This window comes from uncultured Veillonella sp. (genome assembly GCF_963524655.1).
Lineage (GTDB): Bacteria > Bacillota > Negativicutes > Veillonellales > Veillonellaceae > Veillonella.
Genome location: NZ_CAURHA010000040.1, coordinates 1 through 19,994, shown reverse-complemented (window position 1 = coordinate 19,994; position 19,994 = coordinate 1). Strand labels below are relative to the sequence as shown.

General features: G+C 39.5%; 18 protein-coding genes and 3 tRNA genes. 20 read left to right on the top strand and 1 reads right to left on the bottom strand.

Annotated features, from left to right (window positions below):
• The first annotated feature begins 137 nt into the window (after window positions 1-137).
• The 6 genes from RYM16_RS07765 (at window position 138) to RYM16_RS07740 (ending at window position 6,931) form a co-directional block, all read left to right on the top strand.
• Window positions 138-929, top strand: a complete 792-nt coding sequence (locus RYM16_RS07765) for a thymidylate synthase (RefSeq protein ID WP_314983218.1) — start codon at window positions 138-140, stop codon at window positions 927-929.
• A gap of 77 nt (window positions 930-1,006) precedes the next feature.
• Window positions 1,007-1,501 (top strand): dihydrofolate reductase, encoded by a 495-nt coding sequence (locus RYM16_RS07760; RefSeq protein WP_314983217.1) that lies wholly within the window; start codon window positions 1,007-1,009, stop codon window positions 1,499-1,501.
• Window positions 1,498-3,777 carry a Tex family protein gene (locus RYM16_RS07755; RefSeq protein WP_314983216.1) on the top strand — a complete coding sequence of 760 codons (2,280 nt, stop codon included), beginning with the start codon at window positions 1,498-1,500 and terminating at the stop codon, window positions 3,775-3,777. Before RYM16_RS07760 ends, RYM16_RS07755 begins: the two co-directional genes overlap by 4 nt.
• 238 nt (window positions 3,778-4,015) lie before the next feature.
• Window positions 4,016-5,500 (top strand): aldehyde dehydrogenase family protein, encoded by a 1,485-nt coding sequence (locus RYM16_RS07750; RefSeq protein ID WP_314983215.1) that lies wholly within the window; start codon window positions 4,016-4,018, stop codon window positions 5,498-5,500.
• A 148-nt stretch (window positions 5,501-5,648) separates the two neighbouring features.
• Window positions 5,649-5,804, top strand: coding sequence for a hypothetical protein (locus RYM16_RS07745; protein ID WP_314983214.1), 156 nt, complete (start codon window positions 5,649-5,651; stop codon window positions 5,802-5,804).
• 56 nt (window positions 5,805-5,860) lie between these two features.
• Window positions 5,861-6,931, top strand: a complete 1,071-nt coding sequence (locus RYM16_RS07740; protein ID WP_314983213.1) for a hypothetical protein — start codon at window positions 5,861-5,863, stop codon at window positions 6,929-6,931.
• 84 nt (window positions 6,932-7,015) lie between these two features.
• On the opposite strand, the gene RYM16_RS07735 is transcribed toward RYM16_RS07740, so the two are convergent.
• Complete coding sequence (locus RYM16_RS07735; protein ID WP_314983212.1) at window positions 7,016-7,591, bottom strand: hypothetical protein; 576 nt, start codon at window positions 7,589-7,591, stop codon at window positions 7,016-7,018.
• A gap of 289 nt (window positions 7,592-7,880) precedes the next feature.
• On the opposite strand from RYM16_RS07735, the gene RYM16_RS07730 reads away from it, so the two are divergent.
• The 14 genes from RYM16_RS07730 (at window position 7,881) to RYM16_RS07665 (ending at window position 19,763) form a co-directional block, all read left to right on the top strand.
• On the top strand, window positions 7,881-8,276 hold the full coding sequence (locus RYM16_RS07730; RefSeq protein ID WP_314983211.1) for a hypothetical protein: 396 nt from the start codon (window positions 7,881-7,883) through the stop codon (window positions 8,274-8,276).
• Window positions 8,277-8,384: 108 nt separating this feature from the next.
• Window positions 8,385-9,956, top strand: a complete 1,572-nt coding sequence (locus RYM16_RS07725; protein WP_314983210.1) for a DEAD/DEAH box helicase — start codon at window positions 8,385-8,387, stop codon at window positions 9,954-9,956.
• 171 nt (window positions 9,957-10,127) lie between these two features.
• On the top strand, window positions 10,128-10,547 hold the full coding sequence (locus tag RYM16_RS07720) for a Fur family transcriptional regulator (RefSeq protein ID WP_009350985.1): 420 nt from the start codon (window positions 10,128-10,130) through the stop codon (window positions 10,545-10,547).
• 144 nt (window positions 10,548-10,691) lie between these two features.
• Window positions 10,692-11,528, top strand: coding sequence for a deoxyribonuclease IV (locus tag RYM16_RS07715; protein WP_314983209.1), 837 nt, complete (start codon window positions 10,692-10,694; stop codon window positions 11,526-11,528).
• Window positions 11,529-11,687: 159 nt separating this feature from the next.
• Entirely contained in the window at window positions 11,688-13,058 is a 1,371-nt protein-coding gene (locus tag RYM16_RS07710; protein WP_314983208.1) for an exonuclease SbcCD subunit D, read from the top strand.
• Window positions 13,059-16,142 (top strand): SMC family ATPase, encoded by a 3,084-nt coding sequence (locus RYM16_RS07705; protein ID WP_314983207.1) that lies wholly within the window; start codon window positions 13,059-13,061, stop codon window positions 16,140-16,142.
• 79 nt (window positions 16,143-16,221) lie between these two features.
• Entirely contained in the window at window positions 16,222-16,596 is a 375-nt protein-coding gene (locus RYM16_RS07700) for a VOC family protein (RefSeq protein WP_009351274.1), read from the top strand.
• Complete coding sequence (locus tag RYM16_RS07695; protein WP_314983206.1) at window positions 16,596-17,303, top strand: tRNA threonylcarbamoyladenosine dehydratase; 708 nt, start codon at window positions 16,596-16,598, stop codon at window positions 17,301-17,303. The genes RYM16_RS07700 and RYM16_RS07695 overlap by 1 nt, the downstream gene beginning before the upstream one ends.
• A complete protein-coding gene (locus tag RYM16_RS07690; protein WP_273299314.1) occupies window positions 17,300-17,734 on the top strand; it encodes a peptidylprolyl isomerase in 435 nt (144 codons plus the stop codon). The genes RYM16_RS07695 and RYM16_RS07690 overlap by 4 nt, the downstream gene beginning before the upstream one ends.
• Window positions 17,735-17,738: 4 nt before the next feature.
• A complete protein-coding gene (locus RYM16_RS07685) occupies window positions 17,739-18,368 on the top strand; it encodes a hypothetical protein (RefSeq protein WP_009350987.1) in 630 nt (209 codons plus the stop codon).
• An 83-nt stretch (window positions 18,369-18,451) separates the two neighbouring features.
• Window positions 18,452-19,291: a polyamine aminopropyltransferase gene (gene speE / locus RYM16_RS07680; RefSeq protein ID WP_314983205.1), complete on the top strand. Its 840-nt coding sequence runs from the start codon at window positions 18,452-18,454 to the stop codon at window positions 19,289-19,291.
• 217 nt (window positions 19,292-19,508) lie between these two features.
• A tRNA-His gene (locus tag RYM16_RS07675) sits at window positions 19,509-19,584 on the top strand.
• A gap of 24 nt (window positions 19,585-19,608) precedes the next feature.
• Window positions 19,609-19,683: transfer RNA gene (locus tag RYM16_RS07670), tRNA-Gln, on the top strand.
• A gap of 4 nt (window positions 19,684-19,687) precedes the next feature.
• Window positions 19,688-19,763 (top strand) — tRNA-Lys (locus RYM16_RS07665).
• Window positions 19,764-19,994: the final 231 nt, after the last annotated feature.

Below are 19,994 nucleotides of genomic sequence, written 5' to 3'. Positions count from 1 at the left end.
CCATTGCAGAATATAAGGGATAATAAATTTTACTGTATATATGGTAGTACTATGTATTTTTTAGTATGATAGTACTATATATTGTAAGATATAGGTTAGTATGATTCGACGTATTATATATAGATTTAGGGGGATATATGAGTCTAGCAGATACACAATACCTCGGTATTATTGAAAATATTTTAGAACATGGCACGTATGGTCAAAACCGTACCGGTGTTGCAACCTATAAATTGCCACATCAAATTATGCAATTTGACTTGCAAAAGGAATTCCCAATTTTGACTACCAAATTTGTAGCTTTCAAAACGGCGGTAAAAGAATTGTTATGGATTTGGCAAATGCAGTCTAACGATGTACGTAAATTACAAGAAATGAACGTGCGCGTATGGGATGAGTGGATGCGTGAAGATGGTACCATTGGTAAGGCCTATGGTTACCAAATTGCAAAGTACAAACAACTTGATAATCTCATTAAGACTATCAAGGAAGATCCTGATAGCCGTCGTATGATTGTCACTTTATGGAATATTGAAGATTTAGATGATATGGCATTGCAACCATGTGCGTATGAAACATTATGGGATGTAGCTGATGGACACTTGAACTGCATGCTCATCCAACGCAGTGGCGATATGGGCCTTGGCGTTCCGTTTAATACCGCTCAATATGCAGCCTTACAATGCATGATTGCTCAAGTAACAGATCTTAAACCTGGTAAATTTACTCATGTTATCAACAATGCTCATGTCTATGAAAACCATGTAGAAGCATTGCGCGAGCAATTGGCGCGTCGCGATCAAGCGTTGCCAGCTCCAAAAATTATTGTGAATCCTGAGGTAAAAGACTTTTATGATTTCACACCAGAGGACGTTACATTAGACGGGTATGAACATCTAGGTAAGTTGTCCATGACTGTTGCTGTATAGAACTGAGTTCATGTCCATAGCTAAATGGAATCATATGTATGACTGTCGCCATATAGTATTAACCGAAAGAGGCCAGTATGTTAGCATTAATCGTAGCCATAGCACATAATCGTGTGATTGGTAAAGATAACACCTTGATTTGGCACTTGCCGAATGATTTGAAATTCTTTAAAGAGAAAACTACAGGTCATGTCATCATTATGGGACGTAAGACCTTTGAAAGTTTGCCGTTCCTGTTGCCAAATCGTGAGCACTGGGTGATTACTCGGGATAAGGGCTTTGATGCGCCAGAAGGGGTTAAGATATTCCATAGTCCTGAGGCGGCTGTAGAAGCTGCACGTGCTCTTGATGCGGCCTATGTTATCGGTGGAGCTCAAATATATGAGGCTTTCTTGCCTTACGTGGATACGATGTACATCACAGAAGTAGACCACGAATTTGAAGGGGATGCATTTTTCCCAGAGTTCCCAGAGGAGGCTTTCACCATTGAATCCGTAGTAGACGGTGCGGTGGATGAAAAGAACAAATATCCTCATCGTTTTGTAACCTATCGCAGAAAGGCATCTAAATGAGTGAAAGAATGTTTGCCATTATTGGCAGTGAATTAAATGTTAAGCCAAAGCAGGTGCAAGCTGCCGTAGAATTATTAGACGAAGGCAATACGGTGCCATTTATTGCGCGTTACCGTAAAGAGGTAACCGGCGAATTGCAAGATGAGCAATTACGCACCATTGAAGAACGCATTAAATACTTGCGCAATTTGGAAACACGTCGCCAAGAAATCATTGCATCTATTACAGAGCAAGAAAAGATGACCGACGAGTTGATGAAATCCTTAGAAGCTGCCACAAAGCTTCAGGAGTTAGAGGATCTCTATTTACCGTACCGTCCTAAGAAACGTACCCGAGCTATGATTGCCCGTGAACGAGGCTTAGAGCCGTTAGCGGACATGATCCTTAACGATACAGTTACCTCTGGTGATCCTTTAGAAATTGCTAAAGAATTTGTAACGGAAGAGGTACCAACACCAGAGGACGCTATTCAAGGTGCCTCAGATATCGTAGCAGAAATTGTTAGCGATAGTGCAGACTTCCGTGCTTACTTGCGTAAAAAGATGTGGAACGAAGGCTTTATTCAAGCTGAGTTGACTGGTGATGAAGAGGTACAACAACAGTTCTTGCAATACGCAGAATATGCTGAACCGGTTCGTCAAATGCCATCTCACCGTATTTTGGCGGTTAATCGCGGTGAAAAATTAGGTGCTTTAAAATTAGCCCTTACTGTACCAGGTGATACCTATGTTGCTTACATGGTGCAAAAGTTAGAGAAAAATCCAAAATCCATATTCGCAGACTATAAAGCGGCTGCAGTAGCAGATGCGTATAAACGTCTAATTTTCCCTGCTCTAGAGCGTGATATACGCAATGAGTTGACGGAAAATGCGGATGAGCAAGCTATCAAGGTATTCGGTGTAAACCTTAAGAACCTATTGTTACAACCGCCTTTGGCAGGCCACGTTATCATGGGCCTTGACCCTGGTTACCGTACAGGTTGTAAGATGGCTATCATCGATCAACAAGGTAATGTGCTAGATTACGGTGCCTACTATTTAACTAATAGTGAAAAGCTTCGCAAAGAAGCGCAGAAGGTATTGGCTGATAAAATCTGTAAGTTCAAAGTTACTCTCTTATCTATTGGTAATGGTACTGCATCCTATGAAACAGAGCAGTTTGCTTCCACCATGATTGAAGAGGAAAAATTAGATTGCCACTACATCATCACTAATGAAGCAGGCGCATCTGTATATTCTGCTTCTAAATTGGCTATCGATGAATTACCAGATTTAGACGTAACCATACGCGGTGCCGTATCCATTGCACGGCGTGTACAAGATCCATTGGCTGAATCTGTTAAGATTGATCCTAAATCTATCGGCGTAGGTCAATACCAACATGACGTAAACCAAAAACAATTGACTCATACGTTAGATCAAGTGGTTGAAACTGTAGTAAACCACGTTGGGGTAGAACTCAATACGGCATCTCCAGCTATTTTGCAACATATTGCAGGTATTTCTAGCACAGTGGCTAAAAACATCGTTGCATATCGTCAAGAGAATGGTGTATTTAAAAGCCGTAAAGAATTGTTGAAAGTACCTCGCTTAGGCCCTGCGGCGTTCACGCAATGTGCCGGTTTCCTTCGCTTACAACACGGTAAAAATCCACTAGATAATACATCTGTCCATCCTGAGTCTTATGAATTGGCAGAACGCATTATTGGTGAATTAGGATTTACCTTGAAAGATTTGCAAGATAAAGCGCAACTAGAAGCATTACAAGTGAAATTACCACTTGTTGATGCCGGAAAAATGGCTGCAAAACTTGATGCGGGTGTACCAACTGTACGAGATATTCTAGCTGCTTTGGCAAAACCAGGTCGCGACCCTCGTGAAGATTTGCCAGCACCACTTACTAGAAAACACGTGGTAAGCCTTGAAGATATCAAGGTTGGTACTGTTGTAAAAGGTACAGTTCACAACGTAGTTGACTTTGGTGCCTTCGTAGATTTTGGCTTAAAAACTAATGGTCTTTTGCATCGTAGCGAATTATGCAATAGCCGTCAACATCCATCTGATGTGCTTGCTGTAGGCGATATCATTGAAGCTCAAATTATTTCTGTTGATGTAAAACGCAATCGTATCGGTTTATCTGTAAAAGCATTACAACCAGAAAAGCCAAAGAATAACGATAATAACCGAAACAGAAATAACAACGGACAACGCCGAAACAACGATCGTAACAATAACCGAAACAATAACCGTAACAATGGTGGTCGACAAAACAATTAGTATCAATTGGATTGTATTATTGAGAAATACTCTTGACTAAAAGTCATTGTACACAAAACCGCACTCTCTATGGATTTTGAGGGTGCGGTTTTTCTATATAACTTAAAACTATGTATAATAATGCAGAACAGATATATCAAAAATGATATACCTTATTGAAAAATTTAGATATAAGGCGTATGATGAGATTACAGAGGAGATCTTCCTCAATATATGTTCCTAAATAGGAGGTAATGCTATGAGCTTGAACCTTAAAGAAAGATATGGACTTTTAATTAATAATGAATGGGTAGCTGCATCTGACGGCGCTGAATTCAATGTATATAACCCTGCTAATGGCGAACAACTCGCTATCTGTGCAGAGGCTACGAAAGACGATGTTGATAAAGCGGTAGACGCTGCAACAGAAGCTTTTAAAACTTGGAAAACAGTATCTCAAATAGAGCGCGCTGATTACTTGTTAAAAATTGCTGACGCTATTGATGCGCACAAAGAGCACTTGGCACAAGTTGAAACATATGACAATGGTAAACCAATCCGTGAAACTTTGAACGTAGATATTCCACTTGGTGCTGACCATTTCCGTTACTTCGCTGGTGTACTTCGTTCCGAAGAAGGCTCTGCACAAGTATTTGATGAAAATACCTTGAGCCTCATCGTTCGCGAACCGATTGGTGTTGTAGGTCAAGTCGTGCCTTGGAACTTCCCATTCCTAATGGCTGCTTGGAAATTGGCACCAGCTCTTGCAGCAGGTTGTACAGTTGTTATTAAACCTTCTAGCCATACATCCCTTAGCCTTTTAGTATTAGGTGATATTTTGAAAGAAATCTTGCCTCCAGGCGTTGTAAATATCGTAACTGGTAAAGGCTCTAAATCTGGTCAATATATCCTTGATCATCCTGGCTTCAGTAAACTTGCTTTCACAGGCTCTACAGAAGTAGGTCTTGATGTATATAAAGCAGCATCTGAACGCTTGATTCCTGCTACATTGGAATTAGGTGGTAAATCTGCGAATATCTTCTTTGAAGATGCAAACTGGAAACAAGCTCTTGATGGGGCAATGCTCGGCATCCTCTTCAACCAAGGTCAAGTATGCTGCGCAGGTTCCCGTATCTTCGTACAAGATACAATTTATGATAAATTCGTAGCTGAACTTTCCGCTTTATTTGATAAAGTAAAAGTTGGTTTACCTTGGGAAGAATCTACACAACTTGGTTCTTTGATTTATGAAGAGCAAGTTAAGAAAGTACTTAGCTATGTAGATCTTGCTAAAGAAGAAGGCGCTCGCATTGCAGCTGGTGGTGTACGCGTTACTGACGGCGAACTTGGTAAAGGTTGCTTCATTAGACCTACACTTATCGTAGACGCTACAAACGATATGCGCGTAGCTCGTGAAGAAATCTTCGGCCCTGTAGCTGTTGTAATTAAATTCCACAGCGAAGAAGAAGTTATCGAACAAGCTAACGACAGCTTATACGGTCTTGGCGGTGGCGTATTTACACAAAACCTCAACCGTGCAATCCGCGTAGCTCGAGCAATCGAAACAGGTCGTATGTGGGTAAATACATATAACTCCATCCCAGCCGGCGCACCATTTGGTGGTTACAAACAATCTGGTATTGGCCGTGAAACTCACAAAGTTATCCTTGAACACTACACTCAAATGAAAAATATCATTATTAACTTGAGCGATAAACCATCTGGATTCTATGATTTAGATTAATAAACTTCAACTCTCCTATAAACTATAACAAAGAGGCACCTCGAAGGAGGTGCCTTTTTTGTGCTTAACAATAGCTTATTATCTATGAAAGGATACGGTATGCTATAATTGTAGCCATATAAAATCGTGTTGTTTAGAAAGGGCTATTATGAATTTTAAGAGAGTGTTTGATTCCTTTAATGAGTTTTCTGATTTTGATAAAGATACCTTTGAAGTATTAGCTATTAATGCAATTAAAAATCGGAAGGCGTTGCAGTTAGGGCCATTAGAAAATCAAACCCTAATGCAATACTTAAGTAAATAGAGTAAATGCATAGTGAAGAATATTTGTACTAGATAAAAATAAGGAGTATCAAATTAATGAATCCTATTCCCATCAAAAAATTATATAATCCCCAATATAATCTGTTATCTATTAGTGATAAGGAAGAATTGTTATATCAGATTGGAGAAATATATAATCTAGAATTAATATCCTTTAAAGACTTTGCTGCATTTAAACAATCCACATATACGGCAGTATATCGTTCACATGATGGTATAGAATTTGTATTTGTTCCTGGAGATACTGTTACGTTAGGGTTTGATTTTAAAAATAAACCATTTCAGGATATTTTTAATGATGAAAATTTAGCGGAGCTTGCCTATCCATTTGTCGAGGGATATGAAGAGGAAATCTTTAGTGAAGACGATGTTCAAACTAAGATTAGCGAAACACTAGAAGATGAAGAGGTACTATCCAACATAGAAACGTATTTTAAACATAATTTTACTCAAGAAGATGAGTTTGTAATCCATCCATTATTGGTACAAAAAGAGTATAGTGAAACTTGTTGGATACCTATTTCAGATGAGACACTCAGACAAAATAAAGAGTGGCAACAGATGATAGAAAAGGCCGAAAGCGAGGGTCTTTCTGAAATAATGATTCATAATACCATTTGTTTATATCAAACAGATGATAACAATTGGTATGGTAAACTTTATGAAGAAACCACATTTAAGGAATTGTTACAGACCATAAAAAAACATGGGTATTCTTTACCGACACGAAGAGAGTGGGAGTATTTAGCTGGCAAGGGGTGTAGAACTATCTTTCCATGGGGAAACAATATAGATTTCTCTATGAATTTAAAGCATATGGAATGGATGGATAATGATGGAGATTATACGTTAGAAAAAGAAAACTTTTTTGGCCTTATTATAGGTGACGATCCGTATTGTAGAGAAATTGTATATGATAATGATGTGTTTTCCTATAAAGGTGGAGATGGTGGCCGCAATTTATGTGGAGGATTAGGTGTTGTGTGGGGCTATCTTTCTATTTCACCATATTTTCAAGATAGTGAAATGGTAATTGGCGATAATATAAATGGTGGATATGATTTCTTTAGGAGGATTATAAGAATTGTTGATGATAATGTGAAATGATGTCACATATAATATTTCTAGAATATCAAATGGCAATATCGTTTCATAAATAAAACAGGTGCCTCTTAGGAGGCACCTGTTTTATTAATAGTGGGATAAACGGAATACTCTTCTATATTCTTCAGGCGAATCAGAACCATCAGCAGGTTTTATGATAATCCTAATAAATATCTCTTTTTTGAAATCTGGATATGTTTTAGCATATTCTTTGCAGAATTGATCCATACGATTATAAAAGTTTGTTACATCTTGGTTTTGTATGGCCGAATAGGGGATAGGTATTTCAATATACAAAGAAGATATATCATATGTAGCATAGGATAACTCCTCTGCCGTTAGATAGTTTTTCATTAATGGAAATGCTGTTATCAACGGAATGTTGGTTGTCAGTATTCGATCAACTTGTGGTACAACAGGTGCAGAGGTGTGCATGACTTCAGATATTTCAATTGGTATTTGGGGATACTTGTCAAAGGTGACTTGCCATCTATTGTTTCTTTGTGCCTCCAACTGATATGTTAGGTTAGGATAATTCTTACTTATATATTGTTGAACTTCCTCTTGGCTGTAATGTGAGAGAAGATGACAACCCGTTGTTAGTATGAGGGATAGTATAATCAACGGTAGTAATACAAATCTTTTAAGAGTAAATGGTTTCATTGGGATTCCTTTTATACTACTTTAGAAAGTTCAGTAAATCATAATTGCTTAACAGGCATTGCTTAATTATTGGCGGTATTTTGAAGCACGTTCATTTAATTATATTATACCTAAAACATATTTTTACTTATATAGTTGATTAATACCATACAAGTCTCCAATAAACCATAACAAAGAGGCACCTCGAACGAGGTGCCTTTTTTGTGCATCAGTATCTTATAAGTGTAGAGCTGGCATATGTTATAATTAAGGACATCTAAGAGTGTATTGTAAAAGAGACTGGTAAAAAATGACAAAACTTGAAATGTTAGGATATTTTTGGATTTTCATATCTATGTCGTTATCTATAGGGTTATATAAACTTGAGATTAGTAAACGTGTCATTGATGAAGAATATGAATATATCAAAAGACATAGAGCTTTTGGCAATTTAACTAAGTATTTATCTATAATTGCCATTATAAGTATACTACTACTAAACCTTAACTTTTTAGTCTATAAAGATTATGAGTTTGTGTCACGTTTTGGTGGGGCTTGGGGATTCTTCGTGCTTTTGATAATGTGTACAGGATTTTTTCAAAAGAGAGACAGTTTATATTATAAACGTGGGATAATTGCTATTGTTTCAATATTATTCGGTGCTGTAGGCTCTGCTTATGCGTTTAAAGATATATTCTTTAAGTAGTAAGTATATACTTTAAAATGGTTATTAATTTAATAGCGTTCACCTTTGAAATATGATATACTATTCTAACGCGCATAATTCGTGCGCGATAGGAGGAAACACATTTAGATGTTAGAAAAATTTGAACAATTAATGATTAGCGAACCTGTTCTAAGAGCGTTAAACGATATGGGCTTTGAAGAGCCTACGCCAATTCAACAGGAAGCTATCCCAGTAGCCATGAGCGGTAAAGACATGATCGGTCAAGCTCAAACAGGTACTGGTAAGACAGCCGCATTTGGCTTGCCTGTATTGGAACGCGTAGACGGGAATGAGCGTCACGTTCAAGTAGTTATTTTATCCCCTACACGAGAATTAGCTATCCAAGTAGCTGAAGAGCTTAACAAAATGGCTCAATACACGAATATCACAGCACTACCTATCTATGGTGGTCAAGATATTAATCGTCAGTTCCGTGCCTTGAAAAAAAATCCACAAATCATCGTTGCCACTCCAGGCCGATTGATGGACCATATGGATCGTGGTTCTATCCACTTTGACCATGTGAAAGTTGTGGTATTGGACGAAGCCGACGAAATGTTAAACATGGGCTTTGTTGATGATATCAATAAAATCTTGGGTGCTATCCCAGAAGACCATCAAACATTGTTGTTCTCCGCAACTATGCCTAAAGCAATCCAACAATTAGCTGAAACATATTTGACAGAACCAACATTGATTCGTATGAAACCGACTCAAGTTACGATGGACTTAATTGAACAATATTATATCGAAGTGCAAGACCGTCAAAAATTCGATGTTCTTTGCCGCTTGTTCGATATCCAAACACCTGAACTTGCTATTATCTTCACACGTACAAAACGTCGTGTTGATGAAGTAACTGAAGGTCTTAAAAAACGTGGTTACATGGCGGAAGGCATCCATGGCGATTTGTCTCAACAAAAACGGGACAGCGTAATTCGTCAATTCCGCGAAGGTACCATCGATATTCTCGTGGCTACTGATGTGGCAGCTCGTGGTCTTGATATTTCTGGCGTATCTCACGTATATAACTACGATATGCCTCAAGATCCTGAAAGCTACACGCACCGCGTAGGTCGTACAGGCCGTGCCGGTAAAGCTGGTCAAGCTTTCACGTTCGTTATCCCTCGTGAAATGGAGCATTTACATGCTATCGAGCGTTTAACAAAACGTAAAATCGCACGCCGCCGTGCACCTTCCTTAGGTGAAGTTCTTGAAGGTCAACAACGTTTGGCAATTGAAAGCCTCGTTGAAATGACAGATAATTTAGAAGCATTAGCGCCATTCAAAACAAGTGCAGAGGAATTGTTAAATGATACAGATTCCGTAACATTGTTGGCAGCAGCTATCAAATTGTTGACAAAAGAACCAGATACGACTCCTGTAAATATTACAGAAGAAAAACCATTACGCGTACGCCGTCGCCGTGAAGGTGGCCGTAGTGACCGCCGCCGTCGTGATGGTGACCGTCGTAGAGATGGTGATCGCCGCCGTGACGGAGATCGTCGTCGCGATGACCGCCCTCGTCGCAGCCGTGATGACCGCAGAGGTGAACGTCGTGATGACCGCCGCAGAGATGATCGTAGATCCGATCGTCCACGTGGTGATAGAAAACCTCGTCATCAAGGTGAAGGTTTCAAACCTTACTTTAAAGACTAATAGAATGTGGATTGCTTACGAGTAATCCACATTTTTTATTACTTAATAGTTAATACTATCTATCTTGATAAGTATTGAGAATTTTGATATAATAAATAATAATTATTTCTTGTAAATGGTCGATAATGACCTATGCCTTATAGATTTCCAAGTGGAGAAAGGTAGATTATTATGGATATCGCACAAATTTTGCGTAGCCAAGGGTTTAAAGTAACCCCACAACGTATTGCGATTTATGATGCATTGCGTGGTCATCATGATCATCCAACAGCAGAGATGTTGTATCATACGTTGCGCCCTGAACATCCAAGCATGAGCTTGGCTACAGTGTATAAGACGATGGAGATTTTTGAAAAAATCGGTCTTGTAAAAATTTTAGAAGTTGGTGATGAGCGCGCTCATTACGATTGGGACACAGAAGCTCACTCTCATATCCGTTGTGTTCGTTGCAATAAGGTAGAAGATATGATGGGTATCGATTTGCAAGCTATTAAAATGATTGCGGATCAAGGTAGCGAGTACCAAATTACAGGTCAACATATTACCTTTGAAGGTGTATGCCCTGAGTGTGCAAAAAAAGAAAGCCATTAATAGATAACCCCTGTCGATGAAGGGCTCCTTCACGGTAGGGGTTTTATTAGTTATTTCTATTGGTCATCGTTTTAGTTAGTATTTAATTTGTATTTCATAAGTATTTAGCAATAAGATTTTTAGAATCATATATAAAGGAGTATTATGTTTGTCATCGGCAGTCACTTATCAATTAGCAAAGGTTATTTAAACATGGGGAAGGAAGCTACAAAAATTGGGGGCAATACATTCCAATACTTCACGCGGAATCCTCGTGGTGGTAGTATGCGTGCTCTTGATATCGAGGATATGAATAGCTTGAGTGCGTATATGAAAGAGCATAACTTTGGCACCTTATTAGCGCATGCGCCTTACACGTATAATCCATGTGCAGCAAAGGAAGATTTGCGCGCTTTTGCAAAGCAAGCTATGACAGAAGACCTAGAGCGTATGGAATATTTACCAGGCCAAATGTATAACTTTCACCCAGGCAGCCATGTAAAGCAAGGTGTAGACCAAGGTATCGAATACATCGTGGAGTGCTTGAATGAAATCTTATTCCCAGGCATGAAAACAACAGTTCTCTTAGAAGTCATGGCTGGTAAGGGTACAGAAATCGGCTCTCGATTTGAAGAGATTGCTCGCATCATTGACGGTGTAAAATTAAAAGAATACATGGGCGTATGTGTTGATACATGCCATATCCACGAAGGTGGTTATGATATCGTCAATAATCTTGATGGTGTTATTGATGAGTTTGACCGTATTGTAGGCTTAGATCGTTTAAAAGCCATTCACTTGAATGACTCTAAAAATCCTATGGGCGCTCATAAAGATCGGCACGAAAAAATTGGTGAAGGTCACATTGGTATCGACGCCATCGCTCGCATTGTGACACATCCTAAATTGACGAACTTGCCGTTCTATTTGGAAACGCCAAACGAACTCGATGGGTATGCAAAAGAAATTGCTATGTTGCGCTCTATTGTAGAGAATCAATAATTAAGTTAAACACTTAATTTAGTTATATAATAATTATGTAGCATACTTAATACTGTTTAATGGTTAGTGTATGAATCTAAAATTATGAGTAGTACGAGCTTGCGTTAGCAATTATTACTACTTTATGTAAGGTTTAAGAAGAGCTGAAAGGGGGATAAAATGCGTTTTTTACATACTGCCGATTGGCATTTAGGACGTATTTTTTATGGTCAGTATTTAACAGATGACCAAGCTCATGTGTTGGAGAATCAGTTCTTTACTATTTTGAAAGATGAAAAAATTGATGGCATATTGCTAGCAGGGGATATTTTTGATAGAGCAGTGCCTCCTATTGAAGCTGTTGAGTTGTGGGACTCTATTATTACTCGTCTCGCTATGGATTATAAGGTGCCCCTCTTCGTGGTAAGTGGTAATCACGATGGGGCAGAACGTCTTGAGGTGGGGCGCTCTATGTTGAGCCAATCAGGAATCCATATTTGGGGAGCCCCTCATCATGCATTACAACCCTTTGAATTTGAATGCTCTGATGGTAAGATCGCTATTTGCCCTATGCCCTTTAGCGAGCCTCGTCGCATTGGGGATGCATTAGGATTAGGTTTTGATACCCCTTCTTTGGAAACGACTCAATATTTAGAGAATGTGGGAGAAAATGAATCTAAGACTAAAGCGAAATCTAAGCGGTCTAAATCTAAAAAAGCATCTGTAGATGTTGTGGAGGACTCTTTATTTGCTGGTGTTGATATGGCCGATGAAAAAATTGCTGCTATAAAATCATCTAAGGGGGTAACACAAGATTTGGTCGCTCATAATGAAAGTGGTCTCAATCTACATAATTACGACCAAATGTATCAGGCTTGGAGCGACCATTTACGCAATCAAGTGCCAAAAGGGATGCGCAGCATTGCCATTAGTCATGCCTTTGTAATGGGTGGTGATGTAGGTGGCTCTGAGCGGACCTTGTCTATCGGTGGTAGTGAACAAGTAAGTCCACAAGTCTTTAAAGACTTTCACTATACAGCCCTTGGCCATTTGCATGGGCCTCAGCGAATGGGGGCAGACTATATTCGCTATAGCGGATCACCTTTAAAATATTCCTTTGATGAGCATACGCAGAAAAAGTCTTTTACTATCATAGATATGGATATAAAAGGTAACGTAGATATTAGTACCATTCCTGTAGAGGCGAAGCGCGACGTTGTAATATTGGAAGGCTATTTTGAAGACTTGCTAAACAATAAGGAATTACAGGCTAAGCATAAAGACGATTATGTGCAGGCTCGATTGCTTGATACGATGCCTATTATGGATGGAATGGCTAAGTTACGCCAAGTCTACAATCGTTGTATGACCATTGACTTAGTCGGTCGTGTGGCAGCGCCTGTGGGTGACATGGGGGATGCAGTCTTTAAAGAGTTAAACGAGCGTGAATTATTTAATCAGTTTGCCGAAACTGTGTGGAAAGAACCATTAACAGAGCGTGAGCAACAATATATCAACTCTGTATGGGATCGAATTCTAAAGGAGGACTAAATGAAGCCTATATCTTTAACTATAGAAGCCTTTGGTCCGTACCGCGATCGGGTTACCTTGGACTTTAGTGCGCTCCAAAATCACTCCATGTTTCTTATCTCTGGTCCTACAGGGGCAGGGAAAACATCTATACTAGATGCTATGGTATATGCCTTATATGGTGAACCTAGTGGGGAAGTGCGAAAAACAGATGCTATCCGCAGTGATTTTGCAGAACCTGAACGTATGACCCGTGTTGACTTTTCCTTTGCTATCGGTGAGGCTCAGTATCGTGTTGAAAGATTGCCAAAACAATTGGTCGCTAAAAAACGCGGTACTGGTATGCGTGAACAGAATGCTAGTGCCACGGTATACGAAATGAAAGATGGTGAGTGGAAAGTTATCGCTACCTCTGCCGCAGCCATTCGTGATACAGTTCAACGCATTATAGGCTTTCGTAAAGAGCAGTTTTTACAAGTAGTATTATTGCCACAAGGGGAGTTCCGAAAATTATTAGTTGCCTCCACTAGTGAGCGTGAGGAGTTACTACACACTCTCTTTAGAACCGAGCTATACCGAAAATTACAAGAGGCTCTCAAAGCCGCTTATGATGACGCAAAAGCAGGCATTGAGGCAAATCTGACAAAACAAGCCACGTTGATACAGTCTATTCCTCATGATGAGGATACTATAGTGCTGACGGCCCAACATGTACGTGAATTATTAGCTAACCGAGAGCCCTATCGTGATGGACTTGTTGTGAAGCGAGATGAGGCTGTTGCCGAGGTGGAGCAGTTCAATGCATTGCGTAAGGAGTGGGCCGTATATAATCAAGCGCAACAGTCTCTTACAGAGGCTGCTTCTAAATTAGACTTGGTAAAAGCAAGAGAAGGGGAGCGTTCTAGTTTAAGTGAAAAGGTTCAGTTCCTCACTTCTTTAACTCCAACCTATGAGCTATATAAACAGTTTAGTGATAAACAGAGTGTATTAAAAACATTGGAAACTGCACTTTCAGATGCGAAAAAAGGTGTGGAAATTGCATCTCAACAGGAGTCTAAATGTACAGAGGTTCATGAAATATTAGTATCTCAAGCTGAAACTATACAAGCTAAGAGGACTACGTTGGCGCAACTCCAACAACAGTCAGAGAAATTTGATGAGTTGGCACTGCTAAATAAGGAATTGATCACATTAAAGCGTAACTTAGAAACACAGGACCGGGAGAAAAGCGACGCTGAGTTGCAGATACAGCATAAGTTAGTAGCTGATTTAGAGGTTGCGTTAGTTGAAGCGAGAAAACAGTTCCAAGTTAATAGTAAAGCATCAGAGTCTATTCCTCGTATCCAAGAACAGTTGAGTCAGTTGCAACGATATTCTGAATTATTAGGACAGAAACAGAAGCTTCAACACGATATTAATGGTAAAGACAGGTCTTTAGCGGCTATAGATGAATCTGTAAAGAGCTCGAAGGTCCAGCTTGAGCGTTTAGAACATTTGATGGCAGAGGGGCGAGCATTTGAACTTGTCCATTTGGTAGTAGATAATGAGCCTTGCCCTGTATGTGGTTCTACCGAGCATCCACAGTTAGCATCCAAACCTGAGTTGTATCCTACAAAAGAGGAAATAGAAGTGGCTCGTGCGGTGCGGGATGAGGCGATACAAAAGCAGGCTAGCGAAATTGGTCAGAAAGAAACGTTAGTTATTCGTTTACATGAGGTAGATGAGGAAGTTAAAGAACAAGTTTCTAAACTTACATCATTGATTGATGGTTTTTCGGAAGACACCTTTGATTCTATTCAACAAGACTTGCTATCCCAAATGGAGCAGCTCACAGCTTTGCGTAGCGATACTGAACAGTTGAGCAAAACTATAGCTACAAATGAGGATAAGCTGAGTGGGGCCAAAGAAACATTAGCGAAATTAGAGATGGCTCATAAGGAATTACTTGAAAGCTTGCATGATTTAGAGATTCAGCTTAGTTCTGTGCAAGCTAAAATTGATGCCTTATCTAAAATCTTGCCAACTACAGATCTTGATGTATGGCGTAAACAGATCGAATCATTAGAGACTGAAATTAACGTATACGATGAGCAAGTGGAGGTTTGTGAAAGGAATTTAGAGGCTGCTCGAAAACAGCTCAATGCTAAGCGGGGGCGCCTAGAAACCTTATCTGCACAAGTGCAAGAAGAAACTAACAACCTTGATATAATCTATAAGGAATATATAAAATCATTGCAATCTATTTCTTTATGTGAAGATGATTTCATAGAGACATTAGGTGATTATAATGCCTTAGATACCTTTAGAACTGAACTACACGCATTAGACGAGGATTTCAATAAAGCTCAAGCTGTATATGATGCGGCCTTAAAGGTAGCGGAATCTATAGTTGAACCTAGTGCTACAGTAAGTGATGAGGTGTATGATGCGGCGGTGGAACGTAGAGATGCGCTTGTAGGCAATCTAGCGGCATGGGAAAAAGAGACGAAACATATTGAAACTACATTGGCATCATTAGAAGAGCTTGACGTAGCTATGGGTGAAGCTCGTAATGAAGTAGAGTTCTTGAGCCGATTAAATGACCTCGCTAATGGTGGGGAGCAAGGGTTTAAAAATGTAACCTTTGAACGATATGTGCTAGGTGCTATTTTAGATGAAGTTGTGTATGCCGCCAATTTACGACTTCAAAAGATGAGTCGTAGTCGTTATTCCTTGGAGCGATCTGATTATACTGGTGGTGGTCGTGGTAAACAAGGCCTTGATTTGGCAGTTATGGATGCTTTCACAGGTCAATCAAGACCAGCAAATACATTGTCTGGTGGTGAAACATTTTTAGCGTCGATGGCCCTTGCCTTGGGCCTAGCCGATGTCATTCAAAGTTATGCTGGTGGTATTCATATGGATACGATGTTCATCGACGAAGGCTTTGGTACATTAGATCCAGATACATTAGAACTTGCCATGGAAACATTGGTACAATTACAATCTTCTGGACGCCTCATCGGTATGATTTCTCATGTACCAGAATTGAAAACTCGTATACCTGCCCACTTAGAGGTCACACGTGGTGATGATGGCAGTACGGCAAAATTTGTGATTAACTAGCTATAGAATTATAAAATGTGATACTATTAAAAGAGGATAATTCCTACAAAAACATACTGTATTTATAAAAGGAGGTCCTATGAAGTTTTCATTTGCTCACAATAATATAAATGTTAAGGATCTTGATAAAAGTCTAGCATTCTATAAAGAGGCTTTGTTACTCGAGGAATCTCGCCGTTTGGAGGACCCAAGTGGTGCTTTTACTTTAGTGTATTTAAAAAGTCCATATACAGCGCATGAATTAGAACTTACATGGTTACGCGACTGGGATCGCCCTTATAATTTAGGGGACAATGAATTCCATTTGGCGTTTTATGTAGATGACTACGAAGCAGCTCTTAAAAAGCACAAAGAAATGGGCGTTGTAGCCTATGAAAATACTGACATGGGAATTTATTTCGTAGCAGATCCAGATGGATATTGGACAGAAATCATTCCGGCAGGTAAATATTAATGGAATATATGTTAACCCGTTTGGAGTGGTTAGTTGGACCAGATAAGATCCAAACATTAAAGGATACATCTATCGCACTCTTTGGTGTCGGTGGCGTTGGTGGTGGTGCCCTTGAGGCGCTAGTACGAGCCGGTGTAGGGCGCATCGTCATTATTGATGGTGATGCTATAGCACCTAGTAACTTGAACCGCCAAATGATTACGACTCATGACACGATTGGTAAGCGTAAGGTAGAGGTGGCAAAGGCGCGAGCATTAGCTATTAATCCTGATGTATTGATAGAAACTCATGATATTATGTATACTGAGGAAAACTATCCTAGTTTTATTCAAAGTTTAAACGTTGATTATGTAATCGATGCCATCGATATGGTAACGGCTAAACTCAATCTTATTGAGATTTGTCAACGTGAAAGCATCCCTGTTATTTCTTGTATGGGCGGCGGTAATCGCTTTTACCCAGAAAAGCTTATGATTGCAGATATCAATAAGTCTCATACTTGTCCTTTGGCGCGCGTTATGCGTCGAGAGTTAAAAAAGCGGGGCATAAAAAAACAATTAGTTTTATTTTCTACAGAAAAACCGACAAAACCACAGTTCCGAGGTGAAGCAACAAGTCCTGGAACATGTAGTTTTGTGCCCCCAGTGGCAGGTTTTATATTAGCAGCCCATGTGCTGCGTACAATTTTGGAGGTACCTGAACAATGAAAAAAGCAAAAATCCATATGGCTGACGGCGGCGATATCGTAATTGAATTATTTGAAAAAGAAGCACCTGGCACAGTACAAAACTTTGTAGATTTAATTAACAAAGGTTTCTATAACGGTCTTCGTTTCCACCGTGTAATCCCTGGTTTCGTAGCTCAAGGTGGTTGCCCTAATGGCAATGGTACAGGTGGTCCTGGTTACACAATTAAAGATGAATTAGTTGGTAACCCTCACAAACATGAGCGTGGTGCATTGTCTATGGCTCACCGTGGTCCTAACACTGGCGGTAGCCAATTCTTTATCGTATACGAACCACAACCTCATTTGGATGGTGTACATACAGTATTTGGTAAAGTAATCGAAGGTATGGACGTAGTTGATGGTATCCACCAAGGTGCTATCATGGAAACTGTTGAAGTAATCGAAGGTTAATCTCATGAATGATGTATCTATTAAACATCCGGAGTGGCTATATATCGATGTAAACGGTGAAACGTCACATGGTTACGACCAAGAGTGGTTCGCAGATGAGTGGCAACGCCTGTCTGGTTGTGGTCCTACATCGGCATCACAAGTTTTGAGTTATTCGCTATTTAGGGATGGCTTATTAGATTTAGAAACCACATCCGATCAAACGCTTGCTTTAGAACGGATGAACTTAGTTTGGAAATATGTAAAGCCACGCTTTGGTGGTGGTGTTTATAAAACGCAATGGATGGAACGAGGCCTAGTTCGTTTATTAGAAGACGAAGGCTTGTCATATGATGTACATATGTTAAATGTGTCTCCTTTCTGTGCTTCTCGCGTAGAGGTGGAAGCAGCAGCTCAGTTTATTCATGATGCATTGGCACAAGATGTGCCCGTTGCATTTTTGAATCGTCATAAGGGGAAAGAAAAGGCTCTTTACACATGGCATTGGGTTCCAATTCACAAGATTTTTATGGATGGTGATGATATTCGCTGTGGCATCTTTGATGAAGGTGAAATCCGTGATTTCTCTTTGGCGAATTGGATGAAAGATACCATTTTAGGTGGTGGTTTCTGTTATATTAGCCGTAAAGGTTAAATAATAGAGTAATTAACGTAATATACATACGCATCGTAGGATTCTACGGTGCGTATTGTAGTATACATAGTAGGAGGTACTACATGAGTCAATGGATTACTGAGGAACAAACACCTCATTTACGTCTTAGTGCTGAAGCAGAAGAAGTATTATATTCTGGAGAATCTGAGTTCCAAAAAATTGAAGTATTCAAGTCTAAAGAGTATGGTATGATGCTTGCTTTAGATGGTGTATTCCAAACCTCTGAGCGAGAAGAGTTTATTTATCATGAAATGATGAGCCATATTCCTTTATTCTTGCATCCAAACCCTGAACGGGTGTTGATCATCGGTGGTGGTGATGGTGGCGTAGCTAGAGAATGTGTACGTCATGACTGCGTAAAAGAAGTAACTATGGTTGAAATCGATGGTAAAGTTGTGGAACTTGCTAAACAATACTTACCAACTATTGCTAAAGCTATGATTGAAAACCACCCTAAATTGACTGTAAAAATCGGTGATGGCATTGGCTTTATGGCTGAAGCTGAAGATTACTATGATGTAATTATCGTAGATTGCTCCGATCCAATCGGTCCTGGTGAAGGTCTATTTACTGAAGAGTTCTATAAGAATACATTGAAAGCTCTTAAAGCAGATGGCTTGTTTGTACAACAAACAGAATCTCCTATGTTACATCAACCGTTAGTGGAAAAAGTATTCGGTTATGTTAATAATCATTTCCCAATTGCTCGTTTGTACACAGCTTTCATTCCATTGTATCCGGCAGGTATGCATTGCTTTACGTTGGGCTCCAAAACATTTGACCCATTAAAGTGGACTCCTAATCGTGAGCAAAGTTTTGAAACTAAGTACTATAACGAGGGAATTCAAAAGGCTGCCTTTGCATTGCCAAATTTTGTAAAAAACTATTTGCCAACTAAGTAATTTATATGTATAATAGGGGAGCACCATTCGTGAGGCATTAGCTTACGAATTGCTTCCTTATTTATATGAGGAAAAAGAGTTTATATTAGAGGAAATACGTTTTTTAATTTCAATTGTAAAAGTTAAATGAAATTGAGAAAAAGGTGTTGACACAAACCTCTAGAAAAGATATAATTCTCTTTGTTACGAAGACAACGTCTTCGATACCTACAAGGTGGTGGGTATGGTGAAGCGGTTAACACGGCGGATTGTGGCTCCGTTACGCGTGGGTTCGATCCCCACTACTCACCCCATAACCTACACATCATAATCACTGTAGGGGTGTCGCCAAGTGGTAAGGCAACGGACTTTGACTCCGTTATGCGCTGGTTCGATCCCAGCCACCCCTGCCAACATGACTCACTAGCTCAGTTGGCAGAGCACCTGACTTTTAATCAGGGTGTCCCGCGTTCGAGTCGCGGGTGAGTCACCAAATTAAAACTCACAAACTTCGGTTTGTGAGTTTTCTATCTCTATTCATAGAGTATTTGGTTATGATTGTAAGTATAAAATCTATGAAAAATAAATCGAAAAAATCTTTGAAAAAGAGGTTGACGATTTAAGGATAGATTGATATACTATACAAGTCGTTAGGGCTTAGAACTAACGTAACAGATCTTTGAAAACTGAACAATGATAGGTAATCAATCAATATGATTGAACA